Origin of the sequence: Delftia sp. 60 (assembly GCF_002754395.1) — a bacterium.
GTDB lineage: Bacteria > Pseudomonadota > Gammaproteobacteria > Burkholderiales > Burkholderiaceae_C > Comamonas > Comamonas acidovorans.
The window spans coordinates 2,143,074-2,159,781 of record NZ_PEFD01000001.1 but is presented as its reverse complement, the minus strand read 5'-3'; the positions used below and the strand labels follow the sequence as shown (position 1 = coordinate 2,159,781).

Annotated in this window: 13 protein-coding genes; all 13 read left to right on the top strand. The window is 69.3% G+C overall.

Going from position 1 to position 16,708, the window contains the following annotated elements:
* Positions 1-76: 76 nt before the first annotated feature.
* The 13 genes from CLV01_RS09785 (at position 77) to CLV01_RS09725 (ending at position 16,679) form a co-directional block, all read left to right on the top strand.
* Positions 77-601 (top strand): OmpA family protein, encoded by a 525-nt coding sequence (locus tag CLV01_RS09785; RefSeq protein ID WP_012204004.1) that lies wholly within the window; start codon positions 77-79, stop codon positions 599-601.
* A 112-nt stretch (positions 602-713) separates the two neighbouring features.
* Positions 714-3,923: a Mur ligase gene (locus CLV01_RS09780; RefSeq protein ID WP_257221251.1), complete on the top strand. Its 3,210-nt coding sequence runs from the start codon at positions 714-716 to the stop codon at positions 3,921-3,923.
* A 99-nt stretch (positions 3,924-4,022) separates the two neighbouring features.
* Entirely contained in the window at positions 4,023-5,894 is a 1,872-nt protein-coding gene (locus CLV01_RS09775; protein WP_099734422.1) for a peptidase domain-containing ABC transporter, read from the top strand.
* Entirely contained in the window at positions 5,891-7,267 is a 1,377-nt protein-coding gene (locus CLV01_RS09770; protein ID WP_099734423.1) for an HlyD family type I secretion periplasmic adaptor subunit, read from the top strand. The genes CLV01_RS09775 and CLV01_RS09770 overlap by 4 nt, the downstream gene beginning before the upstream one ends.
* On the top strand, positions 7,267-9,015 hold the full coding sequence (locus CLV01_RS09765; protein ID WP_099734424.1) for a TolC family protein: 1,749 nt from the start codon (positions 7,267-7,269) through the stop codon (positions 9,013-9,015). The genes CLV01_RS09770 and CLV01_RS09765 overlap by 1 nt, the downstream gene beginning before the upstream one ends.
* 105 nt (positions 9,016-9,120) lie before the next feature.
* A complete protein-coding gene (locus CLV01_RS09760; protein WP_013803749.1) occupies positions 9,121-9,297 on the top strand; it encodes a Flp family type IVb pilin in 177 nt (58 codons plus the stop codon).
* Positions 9,298-9,388: 91 nt separating this feature from the next.
* Positions 9,389-9,565 (top strand): Flp family type IVb pilin, encoded by a 177-nt coding sequence (locus tag CLV01_RS09755; protein ID WP_012203998.1) that lies wholly within the window; start codon positions 9,389-9,391, stop codon positions 9,563-9,565.
* Between the two features lie 2 nt (positions 9,566-9,567).
* Positions 9,568-10,137: an A24 family peptidase gene (locus tag CLV01_RS09750; protein WP_099734425.1), complete on the top strand. Its 570-nt coding sequence runs from the start codon at positions 9,568-9,570 to the stop codon at positions 10,135-10,137.
* Between the two features lie 192 nt (positions 10,138-10,329).
* Positions 10,330-11,376, top strand: coding sequence for a Flp pilus assembly protein CpaB (cpaB, locus tag CLV01_RS09745; protein WP_099734426.1), 1,047 nt, complete (start codon positions 10,330-10,332; stop codon positions 11,374-11,376).
* A 25-nt stretch (positions 11,377-11,401) separates the two neighbouring features.
* On the top strand, positions 11,402-12,901 hold the full coding sequence (locus tag CLV01_RS09740; RefSeq protein ID WP_043823921.1) for a type II and III secretion system protein family protein: 1,500 nt from the start codon (positions 11,402-11,404) through the stop codon (positions 12,899-12,901).
* 4 nt (positions 12,902-12,905) lie between these two features.
* The gene (locus tag CLV01_RS09735) at positions 12,906-14,390 is read left to right on the top strand and encodes an AAA family ATPase (protein WP_013803754.1); all 1,485 of its coding nucleotides are present in this window, start codon (positions 12,906-12,908) and stop codon (positions 14,388-14,390) included.
* 7 nt (positions 14,391-14,397) lie between these two features.
* Positions 14,398-15,720 (top strand): CpaF family protein, encoded by a 1,323-nt coding sequence (locus CLV01_RS09730; RefSeq protein ID WP_012203993.1) that lies wholly within the window; start codon positions 14,398-14,400, stop codon positions 15,718-15,720.
* Positions 15,717-16,679, top strand: coding sequence for a type II secretion system F family protein (locus tag CLV01_RS09725; RefSeq protein WP_034391047.1), 963 nt, complete (start codon positions 15,717-15,719; stop codon positions 16,677-16,679). The genes CLV01_RS09730 and CLV01_RS09725 overlap by 4 nt, the downstream gene beginning before the upstream one ends.
* Positions 16,680-16,708 lie beyond the last annotated feature (29 nt).

The following is a 16,708-nucleotide window of genomic DNA, read 5'->3' as shown; positions in this document are numbered from 1 at the left end:
GCGGCGCCTGCGGGCGCCGCATCCATCCCCTGCGCCGCCGCCCCACGGTGGCGGCGCACGTCCCAGGAGATCCTCCATGTCACACACTTTCAGGCTGTGCACCATCGTGCTGCTGGCCGCAGGGCTGGCCGCCTGCGGATCCACCGCCACCACCAGCACGCAGCGTTCCGAGCACCACTACGCCTTCGGCAAGGCCCCGGCACCAGCGCCGGCAAGCTCCGGCGTCGCGCCCGTGGTGGCCACCACGCAGGCCGACCAGCGCGGGCCCGCCAACGTCGCCCACATCGTCTACTTCGACTTCGACGCCTACACCATCCGCAACAGCGACCGGGCCATCGTGGAAAGCCATGCGCAGTGGCTGCGCAGCAATCCCGGCCGCTCGGTGATGCTGCGCGGCCATACCGACAGGCGCGGCGGCATCGAATACAACCTGGCGCTCGGCCAAAAGCGTGCCGACGCGGTGCGCAACAGCCTGCAGCTGCTGGGCGTGAACCCGGCCCGCGTGGAGTCCGTCAGCTACGGCAAGGAGCGGCTGGCCGACGAAGGCACGAGCGAAGAAGCCCACCAGCGCAACCGGCGCGTGGAATTCGACTACCGCTGAGCCGCCGCGCTCCGCATCCGCCTGCCGCCGGGCCGCCATGAAGGAACAGATCCGCACGCGGTCGGTGCACCGCGGCCCGGCGTCCCGTCCCCACGGGAAGAGCAGCCTCCCAATGACCCTGACCGAGGCCGAGAGCATGTTGTCGCAGCAATTGGCAAATGGCCTGGAGTACCTGGCACGGCACATGGTGCTGCTGCCCGAACCCTACCCCGGCTGCATTCTTTTCTTCACGGTGTCGGCCGAGAACAAGGTTGCCTCCGTCTTCCACGTGCGCGCCACCACGCTGGAGGCTGCCTGGCGCGAGGGTGCGACACGCGTGCGCCAATGGGCCTGGGCCCGCAAGCGTGACGAGGTCGATCTGCGCATCGACTGGGCGCAGGACATCACGCCCCTGAAGGCGGACAGTCCGCTGCCGGACTGCAGCGCCTGGACCCAGGCGCCCATGCGCTCCCTGGCCCTGGCTGATGCCAGCCTGGAGCGTGCGCAGCTGCTGCAGCCCCTGCTGCCAGATCCGCACCCGCTGGGCAGTGAAACAGGCAGCGCCCAACGGCCCCTGCACCCGCCCTGCCTGCTGCTGCACCTGCGCGGCATCTATATCAGCGGGGAGCAGCCCGCCCTGGCCGTGCCGCGCACCGACCCGCCCGAGCAGCGCCTTTGGCCCCACCTCGTACCCGTGCACGCTGCGCTGCAGCAACTTTTGGCGCAGCAGGGCAAGGACGGAAGCTGGCCCGGTTGCGGGGATGTCTGCGACCACCTGGGCGTGACCTACGCCCTGCTGCAGGCCCAGCGCCATGCGGGCAGCGCCGCGCTGGCGCAGGCCATTGCGCTGGCCGTGGACCATGTGGAGCAACGGCTGCAGCCACTGCCCGGCGACTGCCTGCCCAGCGCGCTGGCCATGCTGGTGCTGGCCCGCCACCTGCGCAACAGCTTTGTCCTGGGGCCGGGAGCCGACAGCCAGGCCCGCGCCCGCATTCCGGCGCTGATGGACCCGCTGGCGGAAAGCCTGCTGTCCATGGCTGCCGCTTCGGCCAGCACCACCAAGGCTGCCGCCGCTGCCGCCAATGCCGCTGAAGCCGGCACACCCCGCTCCGGCCAGCCCATGCTGACCTGGGCCGAGCTGGCCATGCATGTCTATGCAAGCTCGCGCCCCCCCACCAGCGACAGCCCCACGCTGCGCGCGGCGCGCAGCGCCCTGCCCGACACGGCGGCCCTGCCTGCCGCCTTCCTGCAGGCCGCGCTGCCGCAGCTGCTGGGCATGGGGGACGGCAATGGCGACGATGGCGACGATGGCGAAAGTGTCGAGAAGGCAGGCGCCCTTTGTGCACGCTGGATAGGCATTGCCCTGGTCGAGAGCCTGCAGCTCGACGCAGGCCTGGAGCCGCAGCCCACCGACCTGCTGCGCCAATGGCAGATCAGCCTGCAGCGCCATCTGCAAGGCATGGCCCAGCGCGCCATCTGGCCTGAGCAGGCGCTGTACCTGCCGCCCGCCCGGCGCCGCCATGCAGCCTTTACCGATGGCAGCCTGCGCCAGGTGCTGCAGTCCCCGCGCGAAATCGCCTGGCTGCTGGCATCCAGCCTGGCAGGCCTGGAACTGCTGGACGCCCTGACCCAGGCACTGCGCGCGGCCACCAGCCATGCCGCGGCCGAATCCGGGGAAGACGCGCTGCCTGCGCAGGCAGGCCACGGCCTGAGCGCGGGTGACAGCCCTGCCAAAGCTTCCCCGCCCTCGCCATCACTCTCCCTCGCGTCGCGGGCCGATGAGACTGCGGGCCAACCGGCTTTCCCGCCCCCCGCCGGCTCCATGTACCCGTCCATGTCCTGGGACAGAGCTTCCCTGGCCGAACTGATGAGCGGGCGCTGGCTGGATGCCACGACGGAGCCCGGCACAGAACCCAGCACCGATAGCGGCACAGATCGCGGCACCGGTTGCGCGGGATTGGACGCCAGCCGCCTGCACCACCAGCCCGGCGCCGCCGTGCTGGTGCGGCGTGCGGGCATGGCCCTGGGCGTGCAGGCTGCGGCCCTGCCCACGCTGCGCGCCTCGGCGCTGATCAGCAGCAGCCCGCAGGGCCTGCTGGAGCACGGCGTGCCAGTGCTGCATGTGCCTGATATGGAAGAGGGCCTGCGCAATCTGGCGCAGGCGGCCCGCCGCCGCATCCAGTCGCCCGTGGTCGCCGTCAGCGGCTGCGTGGGTAAGACCTCCACCCTGGGCATGATGCGCCAGTGCCTGCAGGACGGGGGAGACGCGCGTGGCGATGCCCTGCTGTCCCAGGGCACGGCGCTGCAGATGATCAATTGGAGCGAGGCCTCGCCCTGCGCCTTGCTGGAGCTGCCATTGCAGGCACTGCGTGGCGACCTGCCGCTGATTGACCCAGATATTCTGGTTATTACTAATCTTTCAATAAATAACACCCCCCATTCAGGGGAGTCCGAGCCCTTCGGACAGGCCGGTCTGTCCGGTGAAAGAAAATACGAAGCATTGCAGGAAGTGCTTGAAGCCATGCAGCTCATGCACAAAGGCAGTGCGCTGGTCACCGATCAGGACATAGGTGAAAACCCCAGTGTTATTGAGCATGCCAAACGCATGGGACTGCGCCTGATCACGTTTGGCCCCCATTGCAATGCACAGGTCCGTGAAATGGGGTTTCACAATGGAAATCTGCAAATAGGCATGGGCAGCCTGCGCCTGGGCATTTCCCTGCAATCCGACGGCCACCACATGGCACTCAATGCGCAGGCGGCCCTGGCGGCCCTGCATGCATTGGGCTATGCGCCCGCACAGGTGCAGGCCTCCCTGGCCCATTGGCAGCCCATGATCGGAGCCGGGCAGCCGCAGCTCCTGCCCAGTGGAATCTGCCTGCTGGACCACAGCCTGAGCAACCACTTACTGTCCATGACGGCTGCATTTTCCCAGCTGCAGTCGGTCGCTCCTCATGTGAGCAGAAGGCTGATCGTGCTGGCGGGCATACAGCCCGGCCAGGCCAGCATCGACGCTGCGCAGCTGGCCCTGGAGCCGCTGGTGCGGGATGCCCAGGCCCGGCGCGTGCTGCTGTACGGGGAGCCGCTCAGGCCGCTGGCGGCAGCCTTGGGCGATCTTTTGCACGTCAATTGGTATGACGATCTGAATCAGCTGATTTGCTCGCTGCTGAGAACAACCCATAAAGGCGATACGGTTTTGTTGGCCGGCCGCGCCACGACCAATCTTGCCCTGGCGGCCGATGCCATACGGGATAGTTTCAGTGGCCACGGGGGCCATTTAATAGCGTCTATTCAGGCTCCCTGCTTTGATCCACATCAAAAACAAATGAACATGCATTCTTGATTGAATAAAACTTATAGAGGGCTGTATATAACTCGCTACAGTGTTTGTGAAACGAGCACCTTTACATTTTGTAAAGATGCTTACTAAGCCCATCAGAACATGATCCGATACCTTCTTCCCCGTCAGTTGGCCAAGGCCACGGCGATGCCGTCGGGAACGGAGACGGTGGGGGCTTTTGCATCTGCCATCGCCGAGTCCTTCGACCGGGCTGCGCACCAGCTGCGCCGGGCTGGCTGGCTGTCGCTGCCCATCAGTCTGCTGGGCCTGCTGCCGTCCATCTTCCTGCTGCAGGTCTACAACCGCGTCATTGCGCGTGGCGGCACCGCCACCCTCACGGCCATGGTGGCGGGCGTGCTGTTCTTCCTGGGCGTGGAATGGTGGCTGCGGCGCAGGCGCGCCCGCGCCCTGCGCGAAGCCGGCGCCATGATCGACCGCGACGTGTCCCAGGCGCTGATGCACTCCATGCTGCGCCACCCGCTGGCCGCGCTGGAGCAGCGCTCCTCCAGCCAGTGGCTGCAGCTGTTCCGCGACGTGAGCGCCATGCGCTCGGGCATGTCCGGGGGCCTGGCGACCTCGCTGCTGGACCTGCCCATGGCCCTGCTGGCCCTGGTCGTCATCGGCATCATTGCCTGGCCCGTGCTGCCGGTGATTCTGGTGGCCATGCTCATCATGGGCGTGCTGGCCTGGTGGTGGGCCGACGAGGTGCGCAGCGGCCGCGTGGAGGAAATCGCCCAGGCCCGCATGCTGGACCGGGGCACGGCCGAGATCTGCAATGCCCGCGCCACGCTCAAGGTGCTGGGCTACGACGCCGCCGCACGCCAGAACTGGCAAAGCGGCTATGACCGCTGGCTGGCCGAGAGCTTTGGCAAGAACGGCGAGATGGAGAACGCACGCGAGGCCAGCACCGTGCTGCTGACGCTGTTCTCCATTGCCGTGATCACCGTGGGCGCCATTGCCATCAATGCGCAGTGGATGAGCATCGGCAGCCTGATGGCCGTGAACCTGCTGTCGGGCAAGGCGCTGGGCCCCATCTCGCAACTGGCCAGCAACTGGCGCTCGCTGGCCCATGCCAACGAGGCCGCACGCCGCCTGCAGGCCGTGCTGGAGGAACCCGTCGAGGCCATGACCGACACCGTGGACCTGCCCCGCCCCCAGGGCCGGCTGCGCCTGGACCAGGCAAGCTTTCACTACCCGGGCGGCCATGTGGCGCTGGAGCAGGCATCGCTGGAGATCGGCCCCGGCGGGCTGCACGCCATCGTGGGGCGCAACGGCGCCGGCAAGTCCACCCTGGCCAAGCTGCTGGCCGGCCTCTACCAGCCCACGCAGGGGCGAATCTTCATCGATGAATACGACATGGCCCAGTTCCCGCGCGCCGAGCTGGGCCGCTGGATAGGCTGCCTGGCCCAGCAGGTGTACTGGTTCAGCGGCCCCATCGTGGACGGGCTGCGCATGGTCAACCCCGATGCCGACGACCACAAGATCGTCACCGCCTGCCAGATCTCGGGCGCGCACGGCTTCATCAGCCGCCTGCCCCAGGGCTACCAGACCGTGCTGGGCGAAGGCGGCGCGGGCCTGTCGGCCGGCGAGCTGCGCAAGCTGGCCCTGGCCCAACTGTTCCTGCGTAACCCCTCGGTGCTGATCCTGGACGAGCCCAGCAACGACCTGGACTTCGAGAGCGAAACCGCGCTGCTGCAGACGCTGCGGCAGATTGCGCTCAAGCACACGGTCATCGTCGTCACGCACTCGCTGCGCGTGGCCTCCATGGCCCAGCATCTCTACCATGTGCGCGGCGACGGCGGCATCGAGCATGGCTCGCCCCAGTTGCTGCTGCCCCAGCTGTTCGGCTCGGCGCGCGAGCCTGCGGCTCCCGCAGCACCCACAGCACCCGCAGCGTCCGCAGCCCCCGCTACGCCGGCCGACCCGGCCCCGCATGCCGATCACCCCGCCGTGGCGCAGGAGCTTGCCTCATGAGGGCCGGGCGCTACGACGACCTCCCCCTGGTGCTGCGCCAGTCGAGCGAAGCGCAGGCGGCCGTGCACGGCCAGCCGCCTGCGGACGCGTCCGGCGCAACGCCCCCCAGCCCTGGCCGAACCGCCCTGGCGCGGGGCAAGTGGCTGCTCGTCATTCCCGTCGCCGCCCTGGTGGTCACCGGCCTGTTCTATCCGGTGGAGAACGTGGTGGTCGCCAGCGGCCAGGTCATCCCTTCCGACCGCGTGCAGACCGTGCAGCATCTGGAAGGCGGCATCGTCACCGCCGTCCATGTGCGCGAAGGCCAGGCCGTGACCCAGGGCCAGCCGCTGCTGGAAATCGACCTGGGCAGCAACAGCCTCAACCTCGAACAGCTCACCGCCCGCATGGCCACGGCCCAGGCCGTCAAGGCGCGTCTGGGCGCGGAAAGCCAGGGCCGGCCGCTGCAGCGCACCGCCTTCCCCGCCGACCTGGACGCGCAGGTGGTCCAGGCCGAACTGGGCGCCTTCTCGGCGCGCGCGCTGGAGCACCAGGGCAGCCTTGCTGCAGCCCAGGCCCAGCTGCAGCAGGCGCGCGGCGACGTGGCCCAGGTGCAGGCGCGCATCGAGGGGCTGGAGACCAATCTGCGCCTGCACCAGCAGGAAGCCTCCATTGCCGGCCAGCTCGCCTCCGAGCAGCTGATAGGCCAGCTGGAAGTGCTGGACAAGCAGCGGGCGCTGGAGCAGGTGCGGGCCGAGCTGGCCGCCTCGCGCCAGACGCTTTTCAGCAACCGCGCCAAGATCGAGCAGGCCCAGGCCAAGCTGCAGGAGACCCAGGGCGCCTTCCGCCGCCGCGCCTCCGACGAGCTGGCCCAGACCGAACGCGAGCTGGCCAGCCTCAACGAAGACCTGGTCCGCGCCCGCACCCAGCGCACGCGCACGGCCGTGCTGGCGCCCACCAGCGGCTTCGTCAAGGGCCTGCGCAGCTCGGGCGCCGGTTGGGTGGTCAAGCCCGGCGAGCCCATCCTCGAAATCGTTCCGGACAAGGACGAAGTCATCGTCGAGGCGCGCCTGAGCCCCGCCGACCGTGGCTATGTGCGCCCCGGCCAGGCCACCCGGGTGAAGATCTCGGCCTACGACTTCCTGCGCTACGGCTCGGTGCCCGGCCAGGTCACCCTGGTGGCGGCCGATGCCGACCGCGATCCCAACCTGGCCGACTCGCCCTCGTACTTCCGCATCCAGGCCAGCCTGGAGCAGCCCTGGGTGGGCCGCACCGACAACCGCATCACCACCGGCATGCAGGCCGAACTCGACCTGCTGCTGGGCCACGAACCCTTTATCTGGTATTTGCTGCGGCCCGTGCTGCGCATCCAGAGCGAAGCCTTCCGGGAGCCCTGATGCCAGGCCGCCCGACCTCCCCTTCCATGGGCTGGCACGCCCGCTGCCACGCCCGGCTGCGCCAGCTGCTGGCCGCTGCCTGCTGCCTGTCCGCACTGCAGGCGCTGCAGGCCGCTGCCGCGCCCGTGGCTGCGGTGGACAGGGACCTTGATACGGACATCGGCATGGTTGCAGCAGCCGCGCCCGCATCCGCAAACACGGCCGCAGCCGCACCGGACCCCGTGGTCCTGCGCCTGGCCCAGCACCTCACGCCCGGCACCCTGGCCAGCGACGGCGGGCAGCGCCGCCTGCTCGATGCCCTCTACGCCCTGATCGACGAATACCCCGACGTGCGCAAGGCGCGCGCCGCGCTGGAATCGGCCGGGCATGACGTGAACACCGCGCGCGGCGCGCGCTGGCCCACCTTCAAGGTGGGCACCAACACGGGCGATGCCAAGCTGCGCCGGGGCCGCGAGTCCTACACCGCCGTCAACGCCGAAGTGCGCATGGCCCTGCTGGACGGCGGCGCCATCGGCGCGGGCATACGCTCGGCCGAATCGCAGGAAGCGGCCCAGGGCAGCGTGCTCTACGGCACGCGCCAGAACGTGCTGCTGGAGGCGCTGACCGCCCTGCTGGAGCTGCACCGCTTCGAGGACAAGGCGCGCGTGGCGGCCGAGTCGGCGCGCATCATCGGCCAGCTCGCGCGCATCGAGGAGCGCCGCGCCGAACTGGGCGCCGTGGGCCGCAACGACCTGCGCCAGGCCGCCTCGCGCCAGGCCGGCGCCCTTGCCCAGCAGCACGCGCTGGAGTCGCAGCGCATGGATGCGCAGGCCCGCTTCACGCGCTACTTCGGCTTCACGCCCCAGCCCGGCTGGCTGCCCCAGCTCAACGTGCCCGTGCAATGGATGCCGGCCAACGAGGACTCGGCCCTGCAGGCCTCCGAAACCGTCAGCCCCGAGCTGCAGGAGATGGAGCAGCAGATCGAGAAGGCCCGCGCCGAAGTGGACCGCAGCAAGTCCCAGCGCTTTCCCACGCTGGCCGCCGTGGTGGCCCACACGCGCGACCCCAGCGGCGTGCTCTATGCCGAGGGCACGCGCTACGGCGTGGAGCTGAGCTGGAACTTCGGCAACGGCTTCGAGCTGCGCGACCGCATCCTCAAGGCCATCAACGAACTGCAGGCCCAGGAAGCGCAGCAGGAAACCGTGCGCCGCCAGGTGCGCGAAACCGCCTCCGCCGCCTGGGGACGCACCCAGTCCGGCCGCCAGCGCGAAAGCCAGCTGGCCGACGCCGTGCGCGAGGCGCGCGCCGCCTTCGAGGGGCGCCGCCGCCTGCTCGAAGTCGGGCGCGGCAGCCTGGCCCAGGTGCTGGACGCCCAGCTGGACATGCAGCGCCTGCTGCTGGACGAGGCCGACGCCATCTACGACCAGCGCATCAACGAACTGCGGCTGGCACGCACCACCGGCCGCCTGCTACCGCAGGACCCGCCCGACCATTGGCTGAACGCGCTGTTCACCCCGCAAAAACCGATTCCGGCAGGTGGTGGTGCGCCAGGCACTGCCCCCATGGACGAGCCCGGGAACGCGCCCGGCCCTGCCCCCGACATCCAACCCGGCCCTGCGCCCTCGCGCAGCCGCCCCGAACCCCAGGACGCTGCCGTGGCCACCCTGTCCGCCAGCGCCATGCCCCAACGAATACAGCTGCGCCTTGAGCAGCAGTTGCGCCCCGTTTCAGACGCTTTTCCAACCACCGCCTCGCGACAGCAGTGGTGAAGTGAGAAGCGGCAGGTGAGGTTTCCCGTGCAGCGGCCGGCTTCTGCCCATCGCCAGCCGCCGCCATCGACAACGATGGGCTTTTGCAACCGAAAGGACGATGCCATGACCGACATCATCAAGAACTTCTGGAAAGACGAAGAAGGCGCCACCGCCATCGAGTACGGCTTGATCGCCGGCCTCATCGCCGTGGGGATCGTGGTGGGCGCCACCGCGCTCGGCACCAATCTGAATGGGCTGTTCACCCGGATCGCCACCAAGCTCACCGGCTTCGTTCCCTGAGCGCCGGCTCCGGCGCGATCTGGCCGGGCTCGGGCGGGGCTTGCCTCCGCCCCCGGCGCCAAGGCATTTTGCAAACCGAAAGGACCATGCCATGACCGAAATGATCAAGAACTTCTGGAAAGACGAGGAAGGCGCCACCGCCATCGAATACGGGCTGATCGCCGGCCTGATTGCCGTGGGCATCGTCGTGGGCGCCACCGCGCTGGGTACCGATCTGAACGGACTGTTCAACCGGTTGGCCACCAAGCTCAACGGACTTGCCCCCTGAAGATGGAGTGGACCTCGCTATGGCTGTGCGTCTGCATCACATGGCTCGCAACGATTGCGGTCATGGATCTGCGCATCCGGCGCGTGCGCAACTGGATGGTGCTGCTCGGCCTGGCCACAGGCGCGGCGGCGCTGGCCAGTGGGGCGCAGCCGTTCCAGGTCTCGGCCTGGAACGCGCTGGCCGGACTGCTGGCGGGGTTTGCCGTGCTGCTTCCTTTCTATGCACTGCGCTGGATGGGAGCGGGCGACGTCAAGTTCGGCGCGGTCGCAGGGCTGTGGTTCGGGCTGAGCTTCGACCTGCTGCTGATCTGGACTGGCGGCAGCCTGCTGGCCGGCCTGCACGGCCTTCTGGTGCTGTCATTGCGCCACCTGAGCCACAGCCCCACCGGCCTGTGGCTGCAGGCCCGGCTGCCCGTGGCCTGGGCGGCCCGCCTGGCACCCCTGGGCGCTGCGTCTCAGCCCGCAGGCGCCACCGATGGACCGCGCCAGCCCCAGCGCTCCATTCCCTATGCCGGCTACATGGCCATTGCGGCCATCGCCCTGGCCTGGCGCCACAGCCAGCCGCTTGCCTGAACGGGAGATACCCATGCAGATCGCTTTCCCCTCGCCACGCACCACACGGCCCGGCCCCGCCGCAAGCCGCCGCTGTGCGCTATCCGGACGCTTTCCTGCCCTGGCGGACCCTCTGCGCCATGGCAGGAAAGCGCCAGGGCAGCCCCCATGCCTGAACACCGTCGCCACCCACTTGCACCAGGAGCCCCAGCCATGAACCTCACCAAGATTCTTGCCGGACTGCTGGTTGGGCTGGCCCTCGTGCTCGCAGGCCTTGCCTGGCTGCTGGGCAGCCAGCCCGCACGCCCCGTGGCCCAGCCCTCGCCGGCCGCCTCGGCGCAGCCGGCCCCAGAGCCCGTGCCGCAGCATGCCGTCGTGGTCGTGGCCCAGGCCATTGCCGCAGGCCAGCGCATCGGCAGCGAGGATGTGAAGCTGGCCCAGCTGCCCGCCCCCGTACCCGGCAGCTTTGCCGCGACCGACGACGTGCTGGGCCGCACCACGCTGATGGCGCTCACCCCGGGCACCCCGCTGTTCGAGCAGCAACTGCTCAGCGGCCTGGCCCTGCAGCTGGAGCCGGGACAGCGCGCCCTGGCGATTGCCATCCGGGAACAGATGGCCGCGGGCCACCATGTGCGCCCCGGCGACTTCGTGGATGTCTACTTCACGCTGGACGGCAAGTCCGACCAGGCACCCGTGGACGCGCAGACCCGGCTGCTGCTGGCGCGCAGCCGCGTGCTGGCCTATGGCTCCGGCAGCGTGGAACGCCCACCCATGTCGGCCGTCCAGCGCCAGGCGCAGCAGGACAAGGAATCGGCAGGCTCGTCGCTGCGCCGCGCCAGCGCTGCGGATCAGACCGGCCAGCGCCCTGAGAACGTGCAATCGGCCGTGCTGGCCGTGCCGCTGGACGATGTGGAGCGCCTCACGCTGGCCGAGAAATTCGGCCAGCTCACCCTGGCGCTGCGCAACCCGGACGACCTGTCCGTGCCCGATCCCAAGCTCTTCGCCGCCCTGCCCGGCGCACTGCAGCCGGTGGCGGGCCGCCTCCGGAAAGACCAGGCACTGGAGGGTGCGGACCGCGCCTTCGCCGGCCTGCGCATGCAGGACCTGGCCACCGGCGCCGACGCCAGGAACATCCGCAAGCCTGCCGCCCAGCCCATGACGGCCTTCGCACCCGCCGTGCGGCCGCCGCCGCAGCGGGCCCCGCGCGAACGCACCGTGGAGCTGCACAACGGAGCCGCGGTGCAGATGGTGAACTACTGAAAACACACAACAAGAGGGAGATGCCATGAAGTGCAAGAACATCTCGACGGCCGGAGCAACCCCGCTGCAGCGCGCGGTCTGGACGCTGTGCGGCAGCATGGCCTTGCTGGCATTGCCGCCAGCGGTGTCGGCGCCTGCGGACACCGCTGCCGTCCAAGGCATGCACAACCCCGGCGCCGGGGACATGCCCTCTGGCGATTCCCTGCAGCTGGTGGCCGGACGCCAGCACCTGATGCCGCTGGCCAGCACTCCGGGCCGCATCGCCGTGGGCGACCCCAATGTGCTGGACGTGAAACTGCTGCGCGCCACGCCGGGCTCCGGCGCCAGTGCCGGCTCCGGCTCCGGCGGCACCGAGCTGCTGCTCACGCCCAAGGCCCAGGGCAGCACCACGTTGGTGGTGTGGCCCCAGAAAGGTGGCGCACCCCAGCGCTGGGAGGTCCAGGTCCGCGGCCAGCACCTGCTGCTGGAAAAGCGCCTGACCTCGGTTCCAGAACATGCCCAGGCCGTGGCCGAACTGCGCCAGTACGCGCCCGCCCAGACGCTGCTGGTGGACAACTCGCAGATCGACGTCAAGAGCAACACCGTCCAGGTGGACGTGCAGGTGGTGGAGTTCAAGAAATCCGCGATGAAGCGCATCGGCGTCAACATCTACAGCGGCGGGCGCAACAACCAGGGCTTCAGCTTCGGCAGCTTCAGCCCCGGCGTGGTGGGCAGCATCAGCACCAATACCAACGGCACGGGGACAGGAACGGGAACGGGCAATACCGGCTCGGGCGGCACGGGAGGCACGGGCTCGGGCGGCGTGTCCAACAACACCTCGTCGGCCATTGCCAGCGCCATGAGCCTGGTGATGACCTTCGGCAAGGCCTTCAGCGGCGCCGGCATCGTCACGCAGCTGAGCATCCTCGAAGGCAATGGCATGGCGCGCGTGCTGGCCCGGCCCACCCTGCTGGCACAGACCGGCCAGAACGCCAGCTTCCTGGCCGGCGGCGAGCTGCCGATCCCGGTGCCCGCGCGCGACGGCAACATCGCCATCCAGTACAAGGAATTCGGCATCAAGCTGCAGCTGACGCCCACCATCCTGTCTGACGATCGCATCGCCCTGAAGGTCTCGCCCGAGGCCAGCGACCTGGACTTCAACAGCGGCGTGACCATCAGCGGCGTCACCGTGCCCGCCATCCGCACGCGCCGCGCCGACACCTCGGTGGAGCTGGCCGATGGCGAGAGCTTCGTCATCGGCGGGCTGGTCAGCCGTGCCACCACCTCCAACGTCAGCAAGGTGCCGGTGCTGGGCGATCTGCCCATCCTGGGCACCTTCTTCAAGAACCTCAACTACACGCAGGAAGAGTCCGAGCTGGTGATCATCGTCACCCCGCGCCTGGTCCACCCGCTTCCCGCCAGCACCAATCTCGAAGCCCTGCTGCCCGGTGCGCAATCCGAGCAGCGCAACGCCGGCAAGGTCTGGCTGCCCTACCTCGCCGGCGGAATGAGCACCCAGACCGCCGTACCCGGCTTCTCGTACTGACGACATGACAAGCAAGCCCACCGCAACCGATTCGCCTGTGGACGCCACAGGCTCGCCGGCCATCGGCTCACCCACCTCGCTGGAGACCCTGCTGGGGCTGCGTTCCTCGGCCTCGCTGGCCGGCAAGCCGCAGCCCGGCACCGATGCGCTCGCGCAGGACAAGTCACCGCTGGACAGGATGCCCGCGCCCGCCGCGCCCCGCCCGACGCCGCAGCCGCTCGACAACGACCTGCAGGTGGAGCTGCTCTTCATCCACGCAGGCACCCCCGAAAGCTCGCTGGCCCAGGCCTGGCTGCAGCACATGCTGGACGGCGCACGGCTGCATGTGGCGCGGTTCCAGGACAACGTCACCGAGCAGGTGCAGCGCTACATGCCGCATGCCGTGCTCGTGCATTTCGACCCGCTGTCCACCGACGAGGCGGCCCACCTGGCCTCCCAGCTGCACATCTCCCACCCCCACCTGCCCTGCCTGGCCGTGGGCCGCACCAAGTACCCGCAATGCATGCTGGCCGCGCTGCGCGCCGGGGTGCAGGACTTCCTCGACGTGGACGGCCCCGTGCAGGCCGCGCACCAGACGGTGATCGATCTGATCAAGCGCGTGCCCCCGTCGGCCTCGGGCATGCCCAACGCGCCGCTGACCGCCATCATGTCGGCCCGCGCCGGCCTGGGCAGCAGCCTCATGGCATCGCACCTGGCCTGGTACCTGCAAAAGCGCCTGCATGGCACGACGGCCGTGCCGGGCAAGGACGCCACGCCCCGCGAGATCAGCAACGAGACGCTGGACGGCCTGCTCATCGACCTGGGCTTTCCCAGCGGCGACTGCGGGCTGTACCTGGGCACGCTGGGCGACTTCGACTTCATCGAGGCCGTCAACAACCTGCGCCGCTTCGACCGGCGCCTGGCATCGACTGGGCTGGCCCGCCATGAAAGCGGCCTGCGCCTGCTCACGCTGCCGCGCCAGCCCGCCCGCCTGCGCGACGTCTCCTATGCCGATGCCGACGCGCTGCTGCTGCGCCTGCGCCAGTACTTCCGCCACATCGTGGCCGACCTGGGGGCCGTTGTGCCCACGCAGCTGGCCATGCGCGTGGCGCTGCGCGCCAGCCAGATCTGGGTGGTCTGCGACCAGAGCGTGGCCAGCGTGGTCTCCACCACCGAGCTGCTGCGCCAGCTCGACGAGCAAAAGGTCGATCGCGAGCGCGTGCAGCTCATCGTCAGCCGGCACGACAGCCAGCTGGAGCTGGAGGCCCCGCAGATCGCCAGGCAACTGCAGCTGCCGCTGCTGGCCACCATTCCCGAGCGCCGGCGCGAACTGGTCCAGGCCGTCAACCAGGGCCAGCTGCTGCCCAGCCGGCTGCAGCGCGAGCCCTATGTGCAGGCCGTGGACAAGCTCGCCACCTTGCTGATCACCACCCACCACCAGGCCCATGCGGGCGATCAGGCCGCGCCCGCCCGGGGCCTGAACCGTTTCTTCCACCGAACAAGAAGCTGAACGCACCATGACGACCACGGCTTATTCCCATCTGGCCGACGCCCAGGCCAGCGAGTTCGAGCGAAGCGCGCTGTTCCTCGACCTGAAGAACCGCACGCACGAGCACCTGCTCAGCCGCATCGAGGAGCTGGGTGCCGAGTTCGGCCGTTGGTCGCAGGCCGCCATCGCGCAGTTCGTGCTGATGGAGCTGGACAGCTTCATCCGCCTGCACTCCGTGCCCGTCAACGAGCAGGAGGCGCTGCAGGTGGCGCGCGCCCTCACGCGCGAGCTCACGGGACTGGGGCCGCTGCAGCCGCTGCTGGAAGACCCGCTGGTCGAGGACATCCTCATCAACGGCCACGGCAACATCTACGTCTCGCGCGGCGGCGTGCTGCAGCGCGAGACGCTGCACTTCAAGGATGACGAGCATGTGCTGCGCATCGTGCGCCGCATCCTGGCGCCGCTGGGCCGGCGCCTGGACGAGTCCAGCCCCATGGTCGATGCCCGCCTGCCCGATGGCGGGCGCATCAACGTCATCATCGAGCCGCTGTCCATCGACGGCCCCTCGGTCTCCATCCGCAAGTTCCGCAAGGACCCGCTGACACCGCCCGAACTGGTGCAGCTGGGCACCTTCAACCAGGACATCTGCCGCATCCTGGAGATGGCCGTGCAGGCGCGCTGCAACATCCTGGTCAGCGGCGGCACCAGCTCGGGCAAGACATCCCTGCTCAATGCGCTGGCCAGCTTCATCCCGGGAAGCGAGCGCATCGTCTCCATCGAGGACACGGCCGAGCTGGCCCTCAACCACAACCACGTGGTACGTCTGGAAAGCCGCCCCGGCGGCTTTGACGGCTCGGGCCACGTCAGCATCCGCGACCTGCTGCGCAACAGCCTGCGCATGCGGCCCGACCGCATCATCGTCGGCGAAGTGCGCGGCGGCGAGGTGCTGGAGCTGCTGCAGGCCATGAACACCGGCCACGACGGCTCCATGGGCACCATCCACGCCAGCTCGCCGCGCGAATGCCTGTACCGCGCCGAAATGCTGGCCGGCTTCGCGGGCTTTCAGGGCAGCGAGGTCAGCCTGCGCCGCCAGATCGCCAATGCCGTGGACTTCATCGTGCAGATCGGCCGCCTGTCCAACGGCCGCCGCCGCCTGCTGTCGCTGACCGAAGTCACGGGCATGACGGACAACATGATCTCCATGCAGGAGCTGTACCGCTACGAGCCCCAGGTGGGCCCTGACGGGCAGGAGATCGACCAGTGGGTGTCGCTGGGCATCTCGCCGCACTCGCCCAAGCTGCTGAGCTGGTGGCGCATGCAGCAGCAGACCGGCCACGGAGGCGTGCGATGACAGGCCTGGCACCCGCCGTCCTCATCCTCGGCGCGCTGGCCTGCCTGCTGCTGGCACTGGCGCTGTGGGTGATCATGCGCGGGCGCCGCAAGGAGCATGAGCAGTCGATCAACCTGCACATGAAGCGCAGCGTGGACGGCCACCGGGAGGTGATCTCGCCCTCGCCGCCCATGGCCGAGCCCGCCTTCCGCGCCCCCGCGGCGCAGCCCGCGCCCTCACCCGCTGCCGTGCAGTGGCTGGCCCAGCGGCTGGGCGTCCAGTCCTGGGGAATCTCGTCCAACACCCTGGCCCTGTTCGCCATCACCGGCCTGGTGCTGGCCTTGCTGGCAACCAGCCAGGCAGGTGCTGCCGCGGGGCTGGTGGTGGCCGTGTTGTATGCCGTGGTGCTGGCCTTCGGCATCTGGCGGCGGCAGGCCAAGCGCCGCGAAAGACTGCTGCAGCAACTGCCCGGCTTCCTGGACAACATGGTCCGCCTGATCTCCATCGGCAACTCGCCCCATGCGGCCTTCCAGATGGCGCTGAACAATGTCCCCGATCCGCTGGGCGACGCGCTGCAGCAGGCGGCGGCCATGCTCAGCGCATCGCCCGACCTGGGGCAGGCCATGGGCCAGCTGGAGCGCAACTGGCGCCTGCCCGAATTCGGCCTGCTGGCCGCCGTGTTCCGCATGAGCGTGCGCTATGGCGGCCGCGCCGACCTGGTGCTGGAGCGTGTCTCGGCCTACATCCGCGACCGCCAGTCCGCCGAGCGCGAGCTGCATGCGCTGTCCTCCGAGATCCGCATGTCGGCCTGGGTGCTGGCCCTGCTGCCCCTGGTGGTGGGGACGCTGATCATGGTGATCAACCGCGGCTACTTCATGCGCATGTGGAACGACGACAGCGGCCAGACCATGGTCCTGGTCGCCGCCGCCCTGGAGGCCCTGGGCGCCTTTCTTCTCTACCGGCTGGCCAAGCTGAGGTGAACCCATGACAGCACAGGCACAGGCCCACC